20 protein-coding genes are annotated in these 17,969 nt (G+C 46.5%); 6 read left to right on the top strand and 14 right to left on the bottom strand.

Going from position 1 to position 17,969, the window contains the following annotated elements:
* Positions 1-112: 112 nt before the first annotated feature.
* Both ACFQ2O_RS11345 and ACFQ2O_RS11340 read right to left on the bottom strand, forming a co-directional pair.
* Positions 113-469 (bottom strand): hypothetical protein, encoded by a 357-nt coding sequence (locus tag ACFQ2O_RS11345; protein ID WP_377527478.1) that lies wholly within the window; start codon positions 467-469, stop codon positions 113-115.
* Positions 470-623: 154 nt separating this feature from the next.
* Positions 624-1,193, bottom strand: coding sequence for a hypothetical protein (locus ACFQ2O_RS11340; RefSeq protein ID WP_377527476.1), 570 nt, complete (start codon positions 1,191-1,193; stop codon positions 624-626).
* Positions 1,194-1,496: 303 nt separating this feature from the next.
* Here ACFQ2O_RS11340 and ACFQ2O_RS11335 point away from each other — a divergent pair, with 303 nt between their 5' ends.
* On the top strand, positions 1,497-2,228 hold the full coding sequence (locus ACFQ2O_RS11335) for a hypothetical protein (RefSeq protein ID WP_377527474.1): 732 nt from the start codon (positions 1,497-1,499) through the stop codon (positions 2,226-2,228).
* On the opposite strand, the gene ACFQ2O_RS11330 is transcribed toward ACFQ2O_RS11335, so the two are convergent.
* Together ACFQ2O_RS11330 and ACFQ2O_RS11325 are read right to left on the bottom strand one after the other, a co-directional pair.
* On the bottom strand, positions 2,206-3,510 hold the full coding sequence (locus ACFQ2O_RS11330) for a dicarboxylate/amino acid:cation symporter (protein ID WP_377527471.1): 1,305 nt from the start codon (positions 3,508-3,510) through the stop codon (positions 2,206-2,208). The two genes, ACFQ2O_RS11335 and ACFQ2O_RS11330, sit on opposite strands and share 23 nt — an antisense overlap.
* A 335-nt stretch (positions 3,511-3,845) precedes the next feature.
* Positions 3,846-4,304, bottom strand: coding sequence for a peptidylprolyl isomerase (locus ACFQ2O_RS11325; protein ID WP_377527469.1), 459 nt, complete (start codon positions 4,302-4,304; stop codon positions 3,846-3,848).
* Positions 4,305-4,457: 153 nt separating this feature from the next.
* Between ACFQ2O_RS11325 and ACFQ2O_RS11320 the strand changes: the two genes are divergently transcribed.
* Positions 4,458-5,108: a fasciclin domain-containing protein gene (locus ACFQ2O_RS11320; RefSeq protein WP_377527467.1), complete on the top strand. Its 651-nt coding sequence runs from the start codon at positions 4,458-4,460 to the stop codon at positions 5,106-5,108.
* A 126-nt stretch (positions 5,109-5,234) separates the two neighbouring features.
* On the opposite strand, the gene rsgA is transcribed toward ACFQ2O_RS11320, so the two are convergent.
* A complete protein-coding gene (gene rsgA, locus ACFQ2O_RS11315) occupies positions 5,235-6,158 on the bottom strand; it encodes a ribosome small subunit-dependent GTPase A (RefSeq protein WP_377527464.1) in 924 nt (307 codons plus the stop codon).
* Between the two features lie 5 nt (positions 6,159-6,163).
* Positions 6,164-7,405: a 3-deoxy-D-manno-octulosonic acid transferase gene (locus ACFQ2O_RS11310; protein ID WP_377527461.1), complete on the bottom strand. Its 1,242-nt coding sequence runs from the start codon at positions 7,403-7,405 to the stop codon at positions 6,164-6,166.
* Positions 7,406-7,618: 213 nt separating this feature from the next.
* Here ACFQ2O_RS11310 and ACFQ2O_RS11305 point away from each other — a divergent pair, with 213 nt between their 5' ends.
* Together ACFQ2O_RS11305 and truA are read left to right on the top strand one after the other, a co-directional pair.
* On the top strand, positions 7,619-8,491 hold the full coding sequence (locus ACFQ2O_RS11305) for a dimethylarginine dimethylaminohydrolase family protein (protein ID WP_377527457.1): 873 nt from the start codon (positions 7,619-7,621) through the stop codon (positions 8,489-8,491).
* A 144-nt stretch (positions 8,492-8,635) separates the two neighbouring features.
* Positions 8,636-9,445, top strand: coding sequence for a tRNA pseudouridine(38-40) synthase TruA (gene truA, locus ACFQ2O_RS11300; protein ID WP_377527454.1), 810 nt, complete (start codon positions 8,636-8,638; stop codon positions 9,443-9,445).
* 117 nt (positions 9,446-9,562) lie between these two features.
* Here truA and ACFQ2O_RS11295 read toward each other — a convergent pair whose 3' ends face one another.
* The 4 genes from ACFQ2O_RS11295 to ACFQ2O_RS11280 form a co-directional block, all read right to left on the bottom strand.
* Positions 9,563-10,207, bottom strand: a complete 645-nt coding sequence (locus tag ACFQ2O_RS11295; RefSeq protein WP_377527450.1) for a peroxiredoxin — start codon at positions 10,205-10,207, stop codon at positions 9,563-9,565.
* A gap of 26 nt (positions 10,208-10,233) precedes the next feature.
* A complete protein-coding gene (locus ACFQ2O_RS11290) occupies positions 10,234-10,698 on the bottom strand; it encodes a Fur family transcriptional regulator (protein WP_377527447.1) in 465 nt (154 codons plus the stop codon).
* Between the two features lie 374 nt (positions 10,699-11,072).
* Complete coding sequence (locus ACFQ2O_RS11285) at positions 11,073-11,846, bottom strand: enoyl-CoA hydratase-related protein (protein WP_377527444.1); 774 nt, start codon at positions 11,844-11,846, stop codon at positions 11,073-11,075.
* Positions 11,847-11,938: 92 nt separating this feature from the next.
* Entirely contained in the window at positions 11,939-13,213 is a 1,275-nt protein-coding gene (locus tag ACFQ2O_RS11280; RefSeq protein ID WP_377527440.1) for an aspartate kinase, read from the bottom strand.
* 77 nt (positions 13,214-13,290) lie between these two features.
* On the opposite strand from ACFQ2O_RS11280, the gene fbp reads away from it, so the two are divergent.
* Positions 13,291-14,298 carry a class 1 fructose-bisphosphatase gene (gene fbp, locus ACFQ2O_RS11275; RefSeq protein ID WP_377527437.1) on the top strand — a complete coding sequence of 336 codons (1,008 nt, stop codon included), beginning with the start codon at positions 13,291-13,293 and terminating at the stop codon, positions 14,296-14,298.
* Positions 14,299-14,441: 143 nt separating this feature from the next.
* Here the strand turns inward: fbp and ACFQ2O_RS11270 are convergent, their stop codons facing one another.
* The 4 genes from ACFQ2O_RS11270 to yihA all read right to left on the bottom strand — a co-directional run bounded on the left by ACFQ2O_RS11270 (position 14,442) and on the right by yihA (position 16,431).
* Positions 14,442-14,756, bottom strand: a complete 315-nt coding sequence (locus ACFQ2O_RS11270; protein WP_377527434.1) for a hypothetical protein — start codon at positions 14,754-14,756, stop codon at positions 14,442-14,444.
* Positions 14,757-14,873: 117 nt separating this feature from the next.
* A complete protein-coding gene (locus ACFQ2O_RS11265) occupies positions 14,874-15,323 on the bottom strand; it encodes a DUF5606 family protein (protein ID WP_377527431.1) in 450 nt (149 codons plus the stop codon).
* A 23-nt stretch (positions 15,324-15,346) separates the two neighbouring features.
* Complete coding sequence (locus ACFQ2O_RS11260) at positions 15,347-15,748, bottom strand: energy transducer TonB (protein ID WP_377527428.1); 402 nt, start codon at positions 15,746-15,748, stop codon at positions 15,347-15,349.
* Positions 15,749-15,819: 71 nt separating this feature from the next.
* Positions 15,820-16,431, bottom strand: coding sequence for a ribosome biogenesis GTP-binding protein YihA/YsxC (gene yihA / locus ACFQ2O_RS11255; protein ID WP_377527425.1), 612 nt, complete (start codon positions 16,429-16,431; stop codon positions 15,820-15,822).
* A 173-nt stretch (positions 16,432-16,604) separates the two neighbouring features.
* Between yihA and ACFQ2O_RS11250 the strand changes: the two genes are divergently transcribed.
* Complete coding sequence (locus ACFQ2O_RS11250) at positions 16,605-17,894, top strand: tetratricopeptide repeat protein (RefSeq protein WP_377527422.1); 1,290 nt, start codon at positions 16,605-16,607, stop codon at positions 17,892-17,894.
* Positions 17,895-17,969: the final 75 nt, after the last annotated feature.

Below are 17,969 nucleotides of genomic sequence, written 5' to 3'. Positions count from 1 at the left end.
CCACAACTTAACGAACCGCTGTATACGAGACCCGTACGTACAGTGGTGTGTGAGGCGCACCCTGCTACCTAGAGGTGGCAGGGCCGTCTACACGATTGTGCTATCGTACTTTTTAATCTTTATGATATTTTCCTGAAGCCTTTAATTCTTTTGTTAGCAGAATAGTCAAAGCAACAACATAAGCTAATATAGATGAGAGTGAATATGCAATGTAAACTTCACTTGACCAGCCTTTACCAAATGCACTTATTATTGACAACTGTCCATCTATTGCAAAAAATATCAGTTCGTATAGAATAAAGTAAAAAGTCAATCCTGCTACTTTCTGTCTTCTTTCTATGAGATACTTCCTGAAAAAAAGCGCCAGCACCATTCCAACAAATAGCTGAATTAGAAGCACAAAACCTAAAATAAATGGTGCCATTCCGACTTCACCCCCAGATAAGCCAGTACTGGTTATCCAGATCATAAAGACAACTATTGTAGTTGCAGCGTGAATGAATAAGTACCTGACCATTTTTTAATTTTGTTTATGAGTATGCAGCACAACGTTACTCGTGCAGCCGATGGACGAGGCGTAGCCGAGTTTAAAGGCTGAACTGTGTTGGCGGAAGCTGTTCTTCTCACCCACCAATTGAGTTTCTAAAGAACCTATAACACTCTTCTGTACTTATGTTGGCTACAACGTTAAAGTACCAATCACCACCGTCTTGTACTTCTACTATTTCCTTTTTCCAGTCTTTGTGGTCAAATTCGCTCTCTTTGGAAAAACAGTTTATCCAAATCAGTTTCTGCCCCTTTTCATTTATACCCCCAAAGTATTGTCTTCTATAAGTGGTTAGGCTATTGACTTCTCCGATAGCTAAACTGTCAGCACCTATTTCATCGACTTCAGCACATCTTTTCAGGATTCTCTCGGCAATTACAATATCATCAAGCGAAGGTGTAAATGGAGTAATAGTGTCTTTTTCCTTAGGTCTTAAGAGCATGCTAAATGTAAACACATCACGGTTTGGTGACTCATGCTCGCTGAACACCACACCAGAGAAACTATCAGTTTCAACAAGTAAGTTGGCAGAACTATCTACAGGAGTAACTAAGTATTCAACACCGTTGATTTCCTGTGTTTCTATCTTACTACTACACGATGTGAAGTATAGTAAGATAATCAGCAAGAATATGAGATGCTTCATTTTTTCTTCATAACTAAAGTTACCGCCAACTACTGTATATAAGGCACTGTTCCGGTTATTGGCCCTTTAGCTGGAGTGTTTTAATTCTCTCCGATTAGGTTTCCTATTACGCTTTTGAAATTTAACAAAAAATATAAGGATAAGTAGCTTAACTCTTATCATGTTGTGGATTCTACAGAAATTAATTTTCAGGTAAGTTTAATGGAGATTCTAAAGGAACCTTGAAGCAGGTGTAACCTGCCGAAAGAATGCAGGAACCGTACCTTCAGCAACCTAAAACTACTGAACGAAGTAGCAGAGGCTATGGAGCATTATGTATCGATCTGGCCGGTTTTGGCGCTGGCATTTATTCATTTTTTTGGAACAAGGCTCAGGCTGCTGGCTGGATTACCACGGAGTATCTGGCTATCTATTGCAGGTGGGGTGTCTGTGGCTTATGTGTTTCTGCACCTGTTTCCGGAGTTTAGCGAAGGGCAGAAGCATATACAGGACATCGGTGGGTTTGGTGGTTATTTAGAGCACCACGTGTACCTGATGGCTTTGATTGGCCTGGCTTTCTTTTATGGCCTGGAGCGCGCTGTTGTTAAAGACAAACACGAGCAAGAGCAGAAAGATGGCCAAAAGATTCCTTCTGCCAATGTGTTCTGGATTCACATGGGGTCCTTTTCTATCTACAATGCCTTGATTGGATACCTTCTGTTTCAGCGCGAAGAAGGGGCTTTAGAAGAGTTGGTGCTTTTCTCTATTGCCATGGCGCTGCACTTTATTGTAAACGACTTTGGGTTTCAGGAGCATCACAGAGAAAGATACAGACGTATTGGGCGCTGGGTGCTGGTAATAGCTCTGATGCTTGGGTGGGTAGTGGGCTATATGGTAGAAGTGTCGGAGGCAGCTGTGGCTTTGTTGATGGCCTTTATCGGGGGCGGTGTTATACTAAATGTGATGAAGGAGGAACTGCCTGAAGAGCGCAAAAGCCGTTACTGGGCTTTTGCGCTCGGAACAGGTTTGTATGCTACTTTATTGTTATCTCTGTAGGTGGGTGAAGTTGCCCCTCTGTCTGCGCCACCACCATAGATACGGTAGCATCGCCGGTTACATTTACGGTGGTGCGGCACATATCCAGTATGCGGTCCGGGGCAAGTATAAGGGCAATACCTTCTATGGGTATACCTGCCTGTTGCAGCACAATTACCAGCATTACAATGCCGGCACCAGGCACGGCAGCAGCTCCGATGGAGGCCAAGGTGGCCGTCATCACAATACCAAGCTGTGCCATAAGGTCAAGTTCTATGCCGTACGCTTGTGCAATAAAAACAGCAGCTACAGCCTGGTAAAGACTGGTTCCATCCATATTGATAGTAGCTCCTAAAGGCAGCACAAAGCTGGTGATTTCTTTATTTATACCCAGGTTTTTCTCGGCGCACTCCATCGTGACAGGTAGCGTGGCCGCACTGGACGAGGTAGAGAATGCCAGCATCTGTGCCGGGAAAATCCCTTTAAAGAAGCTTTTATACTTTGTTTTGCCCACAAAAACCACCAGCAACGGATACACCACAAAGATCATCAGTGCCAGCCCTACCACCACAATAATACAGTAATAGCCCAGCACCAGCAACAGCTCTACTGCAGATGCTGGATCGTCACCGGCAAATTCTACCACTAATCCTGCCAGTAGCGCAAACACGCCATAAGGCGCAGTGGCCATAATCAGGTCCACGATTTTAAGTACGACGAGGTTTACACCTTCAAAAAAATCATTGACGGGCGCGGCCTTGTCGGGCGGAATCATGATAAGCGCAATACCGAACAACAGGGCGAAAAAGATGACCTGTAGCATGGCTCCGTTATTGGTGAGGGAGCCAAATATGTTGCTGGGCACAATATCAACTAGCGGCTGCAAAGGGCCCTGTTGTTCTACAGCGGCAGCATCCGAAGATCGTTCTACAGTAGTGGAGGCAAACTGCTCCTTAAACTCCTCCCGCTTTTCCGGCGAGAAAGCTTTGCCCGGCTCGAATATATTCACCAGCAATAGCCCCAGCACTACAGCTACCACCGTAGTGCCTAAGTAGATGCCTATGGTTTTGGAGCCGATGCGGGAAAGCCGACTCACATCGCTCAGGCTTGATACGCCTGTAATGAGTGAAACCAGCACCAAAGGTACCGCGATCAGCTTTAGGAGGTTGATGAAAATGGTGCCAAAAGGGCGAATCCAGTCGAGGGTGAGATCCACGAAGCCAAGGTAACTGGCTGCCATTCCCCAAAGTATGCCAAGTGCCATACCTATCAGGATTTGCCAGTGTAAAGCGAGTTTCTTCATACGCACAGTTTAGGTCTGTGGGCCCTGCAAATGCGTAGGCCACTTATCGTTAAGTATGATATTATAAATATTGAAGCCTAGCACCAACTAAAGCAGGGGAGGCAATGCAGGATATTCCCCTTTGGGCACAGAACAGCTCTAGGGTAAAGCTACGCAATATTACGCAGGATACATGGCTTGCATAATAATTGTGCTGCGTAATCTTTAAAAGGTGATAAATGTAGCGTCCGGCAAAAGCCAGAGGTGAAAGCTTGTGAGGGATGGCTTACGCTGCAAAAAGAAAGCGCCGGCTCTGGATAAGAACCGGCGCTGCTTTTGGGGTATGAGTTAGGAGACTATGCCTCGTTCACTACTATTTTCTCGATACGGTCGTTCGCGCGGATCTGATCAATTACATCCAGGCCTTCTACCACCTTGCCAAATACGGTGTGGTTTCTGTCAAGGTGTGCGGTATTTTTGCGGCTGTGTACAATAAAGAACTGAGAGCCTCCGGTGTTGCGGCCGGCATGTGCCATACTTAGCACGCCACGGTCGTGGTACTGGTTCTCGCCAGTCAGTTCGCAGTCAATTTTGTAGCCTGGGCCACCTGTGCCAGGTACTCCTTTTTCACCCTCGCGTGTGTTAGGGCAGCCACCCTGAATAACGAAATCCGGAATTACACGGTGAAACGTTAAGCCATCATAGAAACCATCATTCGCTAGTTTCACAAAGTTCTCTACCGTTTTAGGAGCATCTTGTTCAAAGAACTCTACTTTCATTACACCTTTGCCTGTATGTATTTCTGCAGTTTTCATGGTATGTGTCGTTATATGTTTAATTGAAGTTAATAACAAAAGTACGAATTTTATAGTTTAAGAAAGCTAAAGACCGTCTGCTTCTGGTAAACGGCATCGCTGGTATAGTGTCAGCGATTTAAATTTAATGTAAGCTCAACAAGTATAAATACTATGAAAAGAAACTCCATTATAGCATACGCCTTTGCTGTGTTAATGGGCTTTGCCCTTACAGGCTGTGGCACAGACGAGAGTAACAGCCAGAACGAGATGCAGGCTGAGAGTACAGAACCTACCGCTCGCGAGGAGCCTGATTCACGTGGTACTAATCCCTCTATGGCTACTGCTAAAAATAATGAAGGTACTATAGCCACTACTAACCCGAATATAGGCGGCTATGAAATGATGCCGACGCAGATCATTACTGAAAACATAACATCCTCATCAGAACTGAGTACCCTTGCCTCGCTTATACGTAAAGCCGGTATGGTGGAAACATTAAACGCTACCGGGCCTTACACAGTGTTTGCACCCGAAAACGGAGCCTTTGAAGGACTACCTGATGGGGTAGTGGAGGATCTGTCGAAGAACGAGAACAATAAGCGCCTGACTAATTTGCTAAACAACCATGTAGTAGCTGGCAAGCTGACAGAAGCTGATTTGAAAGACGGTGCCAGCTTGAAAACAGTTGGCGGAGAGCAACTGAAGGTAACGAAGAAAAACGGTAAGCTGATGATTAACGGTGCAGAAGTGCTGGAACCAGATCAGTTGAGCCAGAACGGCGTAATACACGTAATAGGCAAAGTGCTGGTCACAAAACAATAAGCGCCATTTTATAAAAAAGGAAAGGGTAGATGCTGTAGAAGTATCTGCCCTTTCCTTTTTCGACTGATGCGGTACACAAGCTTTATTTGCGCTGCAGAGAATGAAGTATAAACAGGCTCTTGTAAATTATTTACGGTTGTCCTGCCCGTGCAGCATGCTCAGATAACTTTCGTAGCGGGTAAGGGATATCTCGCTTTTGCGCACAGCTTCTATTACGGCACAGCCGGGCTCGTTAAAGTGGGTGCAGTTATTAAAACGGCACTGGTTCATGCGCTCCCGCATCTCCGGGAAAAAATGGCTTAACTGGGCAGCCGGAATATCTACAATGCCCAGTTCTTTTATACCGGGTGTATCAATGATATAGGTGTCCTCGTCTACCTCAAACATTTCAGCGAAGGTGGTAGTGTGTACGCCTTTGTCAGAGAAGTCAGAGATTTCAGAAGTTTTAAGCGCCAGATCTGGCACCAGCAGGTTAATAAGCGATGATTTGCCTACACCGGAATGGCCGGAAAGCAGCGTTGTTTTGCCCTGCAGCAGGGAGTTGATTTCTGCGATTCCTTCCTGGTTAGCGGCCGAGGCAGTCATGCTGGCATAGCCTATCTGGCCATACATGTGGCTGATCTGGCGCTGGTATTTCATTACATCCTCATCGTACAGGTCTGTTTTGTTAAAAACGAGCACAGCCGGAATACCATACGCTTCGGCAGTTACCAGAAAACGGTCTATGAATCCAAATGAAGTACGCGGCGACACGAGCGTCACAATGAGCAATGCTTGGTCCAGGTTGGCGGCAATAATGTGGGAGTAGGCGGTTTTATGTGTACTCTGGCGGATAATGTAGTTTTCGCGGTCTTCTATCTTATGAATAACAGCGGTGTCTTCTCCGGTTGTCTCGACGTCAAATTCCACGCGATCTCCTACAGCCAGCGGGTTACTTACCTTCAGGTTCTTGTTCTTGAACTTACCTCGCAGTCTTGCCCGGTGTAACTTACCCTCCTCATCGCGCACCAGGTACCACGATCCCGTCGATTTAACTACAACTCCTTTCATCTATCTTAGTTAAGCAGGCGCTTTATATCGGCCATGATTTTCTCTGTGGCACCGGCCTGCTCTTGTACGTATATCTTTTCCTTTGTTTTTATACTTAGGGCGAGCCCAGGAGTTTCGTGTACTTCTGCAAACACCCGCAGTAGCTCTTCGCTGTTTTTAACAGGAAAAGCGCAGCCCAGCTCCACCAGATCCTTTGCCTCCTGAAATTTGTCGTAAGTGGGACCAAAAAACAGCGGTAGTCCAAAAACGGCTGCTTCCAGTGTGTTATGCAGTCCTTTGCCAAAAGCACCGCCAATATAGGCATAGGTACCGTAGCTGTACAGTGATGATAACATGCCGATGTTATCAATTACAAGCACGCTATACTTGGCTATACTTGCTGCATTGGCCTGGGAGAAGCGAACGGCAGCTGCACCTACGGTTTTCATTACTGCGTTTATACTTGCCTCATTCACTTCATGCGGTGCAATGATAAATTTTATACTTGTACCATAGTGCTGCATGAGTGGCAGAAGCACTTCTATATCGGCTGGCCAGCTGCTACCGATCATAAACACCGGCTGGCCAGCGGCAAAGGCTTCTACTACAGGTATGGTTTTAACCGAGGCAGCTGTTTGCAGCACACGATCAAACCGAGTGTCGCCGGCTATACTTGTGTTAGAGATATTTATACTTTGCAGCAGCTCCAGAGAGCGCTTGTTTTGGGTATAGATATGTGTAAAGCGGCGCAGAATATTGCGGTAAAAATCGCCGTAAGGCTTAAAGAAAACCTGCTCCTGCCTAAAAATGGCTGATACAGAAAGCACGGGGATATTACGCTGCTGAAGCTCCTGTAGGTAATAATGCCAGAACTCATACTTCACGAAAACAGCCAATTCCGGCTTTGCTATCGCTAGAAACTGGCGGGCATTGCTGGCACTGTCCAGGGGCAGGTAGGTGATATAATCGGCACCCTGGTAGTTCTTGCGCACTTCGTAACCGGAAGGAGAGAAGAAGGTAAGCAGTACTTTATAGGTTGGAAATGCTTGTTTAAAAGCCTCTATAATTGGCCGACCCTGCTCAAACTCTCCTAAAGAAGCACAGTGGAACCACACCAGGGGAGCGCTATTCTGCTGCAGTGTTTCCTGTAGTTTATCGAACTGCCGCTCACGGCCCTGTTGCATCAGCTTCGCCTTTTGGTTGAAAGGAGAAGCCAGCGCTATGGCTGCTTTATAAGCTTTTAATCCGATATCGTAGAGTAACTTCAAATTCCTATTTTAATGTATGGCACCACCTCAACGTATATGGGCAACTTTTATGGGCAACTTTATGGTGGTGTTGCAAATATACAGAATAGGCTTGTTTTGCGGTGGCTTAGTTTTGAATCATATCAGCAGGCTTAAATTTTATTGGCTGTGGTTCGTAAACCTTGGTAAACTTGCAGGTCATATTTTCTTATGTCATATATAAACTGATACCTGATGATAAAGCAATACAGCGAAACGGAGCAATTACGGAAAGTGATTGTAGGCCGCTACGAGAATTATGCAGCGGCACAGGCTTATGTAGAAGTAGTTAACGAAGACCAGAAAAATGGCTTACCACAGCAGGAGCAACTAAAGAAAGAATTTAAAGCTTTCAGGCAAGTATTGGCAGATGCAGGAGTAGAAGTATTAGTGCCTGCTTACGTTGCGCCTTTTGTATACGACCAGCTCACACCTCGTGATTTAGGTATGGTGATAGGAGAGAAGTTTCTGCTCTGTACTATGGCCAAGCGAAGCAGGCGGTACGAAGCCGCTGGCATTTTTCCATACCTGCAAAACATTCCAAGCGATTCGCAGCGCATTATTCTCCCTGATTCGCCAACCTGCCTGATTGAGGGCGGCGACATAATAATAGATAAGGGGAATATTTATGTGGCCGTTTCGCAACGCACTAACCGGGAGGGCGTCGAGTTTCTGAAGCAGCGGTTTGGAAGCGAGTTTAACGTTGTGCCTGTGGAGGCGCAAACACTGGCAGACGGCGAAAACGTATTGCACCTGGACTGCATGTTTAACCCTATCGGCAAAAATGCAGCTCTGATTTACGAAGCAGGTTTCAAAACCATCCCCAAAGAAATCACCGATACCTACGATCTTATTTCTGTGACTAAAGCGCAGCAGCAGGAGCTGGCAACCAACGTACTGTCTTTGTCGCAGCAAAAACTGATTAGCCGTGATCATGAGGTTTGTAAGCCGGTAAATGAGCTGATTCGTAAGCGGGGAATAGAAGTGGTTGAGCTAACATTTGATGCTGCCCCGGCTACTGGAGGCTCCTTCAGGTGCTGCACTCTGCCTTTGCTGAGGGAGGCATAGCAGGCGCAGTATACTTGCTCATATCTTGCAAGTACAAAATAATCAGACGACGTAGCTTGCACTGAATTTTATACCTTTGTAGCACTACTGTGCAGCAGCAAAAGCACCGTGGGCATAAGTATAAATCCTCACGAGCAAATTAACTTGAGATACTTCTTTCATATAGGTTACAGCGGAACGAACTACAGCGGCTGGCAACGGCACCCTTACGGGCTTGGTGTGCAGCAGGTGCTGGAGACAAGTATAAAGCAGGTGATGAAAATGCCTGTAAACCTGATTGGCTGTGGCAGAACGGATGCCGGTGTGCATGCCAGCCAGTTCTTTTTTCACCTGGATGTGGCGCAGGCATGGGAGTATGATTTGCTTTTCAGGCTAAACAAGGCCTTGCCGCCAGACATTGCTATTTTCGACATTATACCGATGGAAGGGCAGCCGCATGCCCGCTTCGATGCCAACCACCGCAGCTATGATTATTATGTGCATACCTACAAAGATCCTTTTCTGAATGATGTAAGCTCATTGTACCTGGAGCAAAACCTTCGGCTCGACAAAATGCAACAGGCAACGGCGCTGCTATTGAAGTACACCGACTTCAGGGCCTTCTGTAAGACTCCTGCTCAACATGATAATACTATCTGCCACATCACCGAAGCAACCTGGTACACCGATGCACAGGGAGGTCGGCTACGGTTTCACATTTCGGCAAACAGGTTCGTGCGCCGCATGATTAGGTTGGTTGTCGGGAAGCTTTTGAAAGTAGGAAAGGGAGCCATAAGTGTACAGGAGTTCGAGAGCTACCTTATTTCAGGGCAAGCACCGGATGCATTGTCGGTTGCTTATCCGCAGGGGCTATACTTATCTAAGGTCACGTACCCATACTTAGATCTACCAGCACGAACTAACGGAGCATCCTGGCAGCCAGCTATGGATAGCGGCTTTTGGCAAAAGGTCTAGCCGTTTTTTTCTTAACCTAGTGCCAAGCGTTTGCTGGAGGGCTTATGTTGAGAACAGCAGCAACAAAAAAGGCCCCTGCCAGAGCAGGGGCCTTTTTATACTATAAGAGGTTTATGCTTAATGAGCCGCTGCCTTGTTAGCAAGGTAGCTAGATACGCCTTCTTTTGTAGCTTGCATGGCATCTTTGCCTTCTTCCCAGTTAGCAGGGCAAACTTCGCCTTTTACTTCAAAGTACTGCAGGGCATCCACCATACGCAGCGCCTCGTCGATAGAACGGCCAAGTGGCATATCGTTTACTACCTGGTGACGAACAACGCCTTCTTTGTCGATCAGGAACAGACCGCGGTAAGCAACAGGATCGCCTACAAAAGTCATTTCGCCTTCTTCGTTGTACTCGTAGTGGCCAGCTAACACATCGTAGTTAGTTGCGATTGTTTTAGCCGCATCAGCTACCAGTGGGTACTGTACACCCTGAATACCACCTTGGTCCTGAGGAGTGCTTAACCATGCAAAGTGAGAGAAGTGTGTATCAGTTGAACAACCTACTACAGCCACTCCTTTTTTCTCGAACTCTTCCATTCTGTCCTGGAATGCGATGATTTCAGTAGGGCATACGAAAGTGAAGTCCATTGGCCAGAAGAAGAACACAACGTGCTTCTTACCAAGGTACTGCTCTAATGAGAAATCCTCTTCAAACTCTTCGCCGTTCACTACTGCTGTAGCTCTAAAAGAAGGTGCTTTTTTTCCTACTAATACTGCCATTGTTGATAGTTTGTATTGTTTAAAATCTATTGTGAAACTTGTTTAATGCTTATTTGTTTGTCAGGCTCCACCTTTTTGCCCGTGAGCTGCACCGAGAATCCTTTCAACTCAAAATTCTCCAGCTGTCTTTTGCTGAAAAAGTCCTGAAGCAGTAACGTCAGCTCTTCATCCTCAAAATCTACTATCTCTTTGGTATTGCTGCAGTAGATGTGGCTGTGCGTACTAACGTTAGCGTCATAGCGTTTGCCGCCTGTCTCAGACAAAACACGCCTGATCAGCTCTGCGTCTACAAAGGTATCCAGTGTTTTATACACAGTACCCAATGATACACTAGGATTGGCTGGGGCAAGGTGCTGGTATACTTCTTCAGCAGTGGGGTGGTGCCCGTGCAGCGCATGTAGCGCTTCATACACCACAATGCGCTGGCTCGTGGCTTTTAAGCCAGAAGCTACAATGCGTTGGTGTATCTCATGCCTGTCTTGCTGCTGCATTATCCTAGTTAAGAAAAATTCTTACTTCGTAAATTCTGCCGCAAAGGTAGGGAGTATAGATTAGAGTTAAAAGTGAAGAGTTAAAAGTTATGAGTTGATAGGCTACTTTCAATTTAGTTTATGACGCAAGTTTAGCGTTAGCGCAACTTGTGGCTGTGTATGAAGCAAGTTTGTAACTTGCTTTCTGCGTGAGCAGAAATGGATAAACAAGCAGAAGAAGTTTTATACTCGTTTATCCATCGCCAAAGTATAAAATACACCCCAAAGCATAGTTGCCCATGCTTCCCGGAAGCAAAGCATTTAGAAGCGGCTGCCATCACAGCCACAAGCTACGCTAACTATCAACTCATAACTCTAAACTTTTAACTAAAGAATTATCTTCCTTTAAATTCTGGTTTGCGCTTCTCTACAAAAGCATTCATGCCTTCGGTTTGGTCTTCGGAGGCGAAGCAGAGGTAGAAATTCTTGCGCTCAAAGTGAAGGCCCTCATCCAGGTTGGTTTCAAAAGAGCGGTTCACCGATTCTTTCGCCAGTTTCGCTGCCACCGGCGACATTTGTGCGATATCGGCGGCCAGTTTAAATGCTTCGTCCAAGTATAGCTCCACGGGTACCACACGGTTAATCAGCCCATGCTTCTCGGCTTCGTCTGCTGAAATGAACTTGCCTGTCAGCACCATTTCCATCGCTTTGGCTTTGCCGATGGCTTTGGTCAGGCGCTGCGTGCCGCCTGCACCTGGCATCACTCCGATCTTAATTTCCGGCTGGCCAAACTGAGCGGTTTCCGAGGCAACAATCATGTCGCAGGTCATGGCTAACTCGCAGCCACCTCCCAAAGCAAAACCAGAAACAGCCGCAATAATTGGCTTTTTTGTCTTTCGGATCTGATCCCAGGTAGAAAACTGGTCTACGTTCAGCATATCAATAGCCGTTTTGCCCGCCATTTGCTTTATGTCGGCACCTGCGGCAAAGGCCCGCTCATTACCGGTGATGATAATAGCACGCACCTCGTCGTTCTCATCCAGTTCCTTCAGGGCATCGCGTAGCTCACCCATCAGTTGCAGGTTCAGGGCGTTTAGTTCTTTAGGTCTATTTAGCTGAATAAGCGCTACGTTTGGCTGTGCTTGCGGTGTTACAAGTATAAATTCCATAGTATGATTAGTTTCTGTTGTTGATGCATGAAGTTACGTTTTTTAGGCATATCATAAAAAAAGCCCGCCGGAGTAGGGCGGGCTAAAGTATTTTATTTGCTTACAAACTGGAAGGTAGTGCGTGTGCGCTGCTCCAGCAGCACCTCTTTGTCCTTCAGCATCTTGTTCAGGCTCTCAGTATCGTAATTCTTGATGGTATACAGGCGCAGCTCTGTGTTGTAGTGGATCACAAACTGGTCGTGCAGCGTCTGGATAAGGCGGTGCAGGCGCGTGGGGTGGTAATCTGTGCAGATGGAAAAGGAAATGGCCGAATTCTGCATCAGGTTAATCTTGATGCGTAGCTCCGACAAAGCATTGAAGATAGTGCCGAGGTTCTGCTCTGATATAAACGTGAAATCCTTTACGCTGAACGATACCAGGCACTGATTCTCTTTTACAATATACGCAGGGGCAAACTTCTCAAAACGGCAGTCGCTGATTTTGGTGCCTTCGCCTTCCGGGTTCAGAAACGATTTTACATAAAGCGGAATCTGTTTATTAGCCAGTGGCTTTATTGTTTTAGGATGAATAACCGAGGCGCCATAGTAGGCCATCTCTACCGTTTCCTGATAAGAAATTTCAGCATAACACACCGTATCCGGAAAATATTTGGGGTCAGCGTTAAGTAATCCGGGTACATCCTTCCATATATACATACCCGCTGCATCCAGACAAAAGGCGAAAATTGCCGCGCTAAAATCCGAGCCCTCACGACCTAAGGTGGTGGTAAGACCATTGTTGGTGCCGCCCAAAAAGCCCTGCGTTACCACCAGCCCCTCCTGCAGCAGCGGCAGCACATCGCGCTTGATCAGGCGCTCGCTCCAGCCCCAGTCCACCCTGGCCTCGCGCCAGTTGTTATCAGTTTGGATGTACTTTCGGCTGTCAACAAACTGGTTGTGAACTCCTTCTGATTCTAAGAAATGATGTAAAATTGAAGAAGAAAAAAGTTCGCCAAAACTTACGGTTTGATCGTATACTTTGTCAAAGTTGTCATTTGGGAGCATGCTTGCCAGCTGTAAGTGCAGTAGCTCAAACAGGTGATTCAGTCGCTGGTAAACAGGGTGGTCATGATCTGAAAACAGCTCATGCAATACCTCCAGGTGGTACATCTTCAGTTGCAGGTAAGCCTGCTCAAAATCCTGGTGTTGATAGGCTAAGTTCAGCAGTTCTTCCAGGGCATTCGTAGTTTTGCCCATTGCTGACACTACCAGTAACAGGCGTTGCTCGCCGCCGTTTTTCTGTACAATGCGAGCCAGGTTACGAAACGCCCCGGCGCTTTTTACGGATGCGCCGCCAAATTTATATACACTTATCCGGTCTTTACTCATAGGTCGTAAAAATAGGCATCATTCGGAATATTGCCTAAAAATGATATTTTTGTAACTAGAAGGTTAAATTTAACTGTATGAATGACAAACTTGCGCTACCTGTAGGCACTACGCTGGACAGGTTCATCATGAGAAAACAGGAAGAGTTTTCTTATGCCACAGGAGAGCTGTCGCAGCTGCTCCGCGACATAGCCCTTGCGGCTAAAATAGTGAACCGCGAAATAAACCGCGCTGGCCTGCTGGACGTTACCGGAGCTTATGGCCAACAAAACGTGCAGGGCGAGGACCAGCAGAAGCTGGACGTAATTGCCAACATTCGCTTTATCCGTGCCTTGCGCAACGGCGGCGAGGTTTGCACCATCATCTCTGAAGAAGAGGATGATATCATCCAAACCGGTAACCACAAAGGCAAATACATTGTGGCCATCGACCCGCTGGATGGTTCCTCTAACATTGATGTAAACGTATCAATTGGAACAATCTTCTCTATTTACCGCCGCATTTCTGATCAGGGCGCGAACGGTACGATGGAAGACTGCCTGCAAGATGGTACGCGCCAGGTGGCTGCCGGTTATGTAATCTATGGTTCTTCTACCATGATGGTGTATACTACAGGCCACGGTGTAAACGGTTTCACCTACGACCCAACGCTGGGCGAGTTTTTCTTGTCTCACCCAAACATTACGTCTCCGCAAACAGGCACTATTTATTCTATCAATGAAGGTACTTACAATTACTTTCCGGAGGGCCTGAAACAGTACGTAAACTACTGCAAAGACAGTGGCTACTCTGCTCGTTACATTGGCTCTCTGGTGGCTGATTTCCACCGCAACCTTTTAAAGGGAGGTATCTACATCTATCCGGCTACGGCAAAAGCACCAAAAGGAAAGCTGCGCCTGATGTATGAGTGCAATGCCCTGGCTTTTATAGTAGAGCAGGCAGGAGGAAAGGCCACGAATGGGCAGAAGCGTATTTTAGAGATCACCCCACAGGAGCTACACGAGCGTTGCCCGCTATACATTGGCTCTACAGAGATGGTAGATAAAGCAGAAGAGTTTTTAAAAGCAGAAGTTGCAGTAAGTTAAGCACGCTATTATTAATCTGGATCATTAAGAAAATATCAAAGGCAGAAGGCTGAAAGGTCTTCTGCCTTTTCGTTTGTCTATACTTTGTGTGGGTGCTGAAAGCGTACGAGGGATTGGCTATAGGCGTAAAGGTATAGCAGCCGTTAACTGCCGCTGCTGTATCGTAAGCGAATCTGAGCTTTCTGTACTTCACGCTCAATGATGAGATAAGCAATGCGTTCGGCCATGGTTTCCTCGTCGGCATCCACCATTGCCTGTTTTACCCGGTGCTCGTCCACATCAATACGGTACAGCAGATGCAGCAAGCGATTTATGTCGGTGTGGAGTAAGTGTAGTACTACCCGGGCAAGTTTGTAACGAAGGGCATCAATAGTATGAGAAGGTAAGTTATCTACCTCAAAAACTTTCTGCAGATGATTTGTGGCACTGGTAAGTATGGCAGGAGAATAGTGTGGCATGTGGTAAAAGCAAAAACTACTACTGGTTATAGCATAAAGTATAAATCAGGTATTATGGGCGCAGATGGGAGGGGGGTATACAAAAAAAGCCTTCCGCATCGGGAAGGCTTTTTCTTGTTATGCGTTATCTTCAGAGTTCTTTTCTTCTTCCTCTGATTCAGAAGCGGCAGACTCGGTAAAACCTACATACTTGTTTACGATGTGGTACCAGGCAGCCAGTTTCTTCATGTCTGATACGTATACACGCTCATCATCAAAGTTAGGCAGTACGCTTGTCATAAACTCTTTGTACTCCTCGTTGCTTGGCTTTTCGCCTAGTGGCAGCTCGTCGCCATACTTCTCGTGGATAAGGTCAAATACCTCAGCAAGCGCTACAGTCCCTTCCTCATCCGTCGTATAGATAGAGATCTCATCTAGAAGCGACATACGGTGGCGGGCCTGTGCTACCATTGTTTTTGGGGTTTCTTCCAGGCTCTCCATGATCACACCAGTGCGTGTAGGTTTTACCACACGGTACAGGCCTGACTGGCCAGATATAGCTGCAACTTGTCTTAAATCAATAGGCATAGTAAAAGTATCTCTGTTTTGTTTTATAATTTAAACATAATCGGAATGCTGCCATCTACAGCATAACCGGGGGCTTTAAACTTCAGGAGTTTAGCTGCACGCAGTGCTTCTTCGCCGGTACCGGCTCCTGCATTACGCAGTACTTTAAAGTTAGTAGTGGAGCCATCAGGGTTTATTGTAAAAGAGACAATGCACTCTCCCTGCACCCGGTTGCGCTTGGCCAGGGGCGGGTACGTCAGCTCTTTGTAAAGGGCCTTATACATGGCATCCTGTCCGCCTTCAAAATGCTCCGCTACCGGTGGCGTTTTCTCAGGTGTCCATACTTTTGCTTCCTCCTGCTCCGGCTTGTTTCCAGTGGTCTGGGCGCTAGCTGTCAGTGTTGCGAAGGCAAATAAAAGAAACAAAAATGAAATTTTTCTTTTCATAAAGATAAACATTTAAAAATCATACATCACGGAATAAGCTACGGCACTAGTATAAATGCTATCTGAAGGTGCTATTTCTCCTGGTTCTTCACCTGGCTGTTTACCTCTTCAATAAAGTTTAGCACCTCGTCACGCCCCATGCCTTTCTCGGCTGATGTGCGAAACATTTGCGGTAGCTCATCCCAGTTTTCACCGAGTTTACGCTGGTAGGCAGCTATGGTTGAGTCGGTTTTTAGAGCCGATTGCTTATCAAGCTTTGTAAACACAAGCACGAAAGGCACTCCCATAGTTCCCAGATGGTTTATAAAATCCAGGTCTACCTGAAGTGGCTCGTGGCGCGAATCGATCAGCACAAACACGCAGGTCAGGTTTTCGCGCTTTTGCATGTAAAAGTTTATCATGCGGCGCCAATCCTCGCGCGAGCTTTTGCTTACTTTGGCATAGCCATAGCCCGGTAAATCAACCAAATACCACTCATTATTTATCAGGAAATGGTTTATAAGCTGTGTTTTGCCTGGTTGTCCGGATGTTTTAGCCAATCCTTTTTGCTGCGTCAGCATGTTAATGAGAGACGATTTGCCAACGTTGGAGCGGCCGATAAAGGCATACTCTGGCTTATCCGGGGTAGGGCATGCCTCCACCATTGTATTACTCATTAAAAATTTCGCTTCCTTTATTATCATACCAGTGGGTTTTGGGTGCTCTGCCTTAAAAAAATACTATAACTGGTTGTGCGCAGAGGTTTACTTTTGCTAATTTCAGCCGCCGTTTTGCCGGGGTGTTTATTTACGAACCTCAAAGATAAGAATTTATCTCCCATCAAAGCACTTCGGTTATTTATACTTTAACGCATACAATGGAAGAAGATTTTACCGGAAGGAGGAGTTTCGCTAATAGGAGCCAGTGGGTGATGCTACTTGTGGTGATGTTTGTTTGCACTGCCGTTCTGAACCCAGGCGAGGAGAAGCGCCTGCTCCGAAAGGCCGAGGAGGCATTTGCCCTGGAAGACTATAAATCGGCACACATTCTTTACAAGCGTGCAGCAGAACTAATGCCTAACAGCGCAGAGGTACACAGCAAGTTAGGCCTTGTATATGTGCAGCTGAATGAGCCGAAGGAGGCAAAGGTTTGTTTTCAGCAGGCTATTTTGCTAAACCCATTGGTGCAAAACAAAATACGGCTGTACCTGGGCGAAGCGCACCAGCAGGATTATGAATTCAGCCAGGCCAGATCATACTATGAGCAGGAGCAGAAAAAGACGCCTGCTCTGGACAAAGCCTACCAGCATACGCTTCGTAAAAAAATAGAAGAATGTATAGCTGGAGAAGCGCTCATGAAATTGCCAGCCGTTGGTACCATCACCAGTGTAGGAGCAGGTATAAACTCTGAGTACTCAGATTATGTGCCAGTGCTGATGCCCGGGAACCAGGCCATGCTGTACACCACACGCAGGCCCGGTAAAAGCAACCAGCCTGCAGCGTTTGCTGGTGCAGAGCAAATACGTATCAGCAGGTTAGAGGAAGGGGTATGGCAGGCGTCAGAGTTATTTCTGGAGCCGCAGTATCAGATGCCCTATCATGCGGTTGTATCAGTGGCACCACATGGCAGAGAGCTTTATACTTTTTTTGCAGACAAAGGCCTTCATGTTTCCCAAAAGCTGGAAAGCGGGCAGTGGTCGGTTCCGGTGCGATTGCAGGCGCCTTTTAATCGCGGGTACCGGGAGCCTTCTGTGTATGTTACGGACGATGAAAAATTCGCCTTCTTCTCCAGCGATCGAGCAGGAGGGTATGGTGGCCTTGATATTTACGTGTGTTACAAAGAGAAGAATGGCAACTGGAGTGAGGCGCTAAACCTGGGGCCTGAGGTAAATACGGTTTATGATGAGGATGCCCCCTTTGTAGATTTCAAAAACAACACCTTATACTTTAGCTCGCGTGGGCATAATACCATGGGAGGCTACGATATTTTCAGCAGCAGGATAGCAGCAGGCAAATGGAATAAAGCCCTGAATCTGGGACATCCTGTGAATTCGCCTGGCGATGATCTGTACTTTATACTTACCAGTGACTTCACCACAGCTTATATGGCATCGGATAGGGCGGGGGGAATAGGCGGCAAAGATATTTATAGTATTGTTTTTCATTAGAAGTTTCATACATCTACCTTAGCAGAACGAGCCGCTGTATATACACCTTATGCCGCAGGAGCAATAAAATAAAAC

The sequence above is a fragment of the Pontibacter rugosus genome, from assembly GCF_042678745.1.
Taxonomy (GTDB): Bacteria; Bacteroidota; Bacteroidia; order Cytophagales; family Hymenobacteraceae; genus Pontibacter; species Pontibacter rugosus.
Note: the sequence above shows the minus strand (reverse complement) of the source record. Positions and strands in the feature narration are given on the sequence as shown.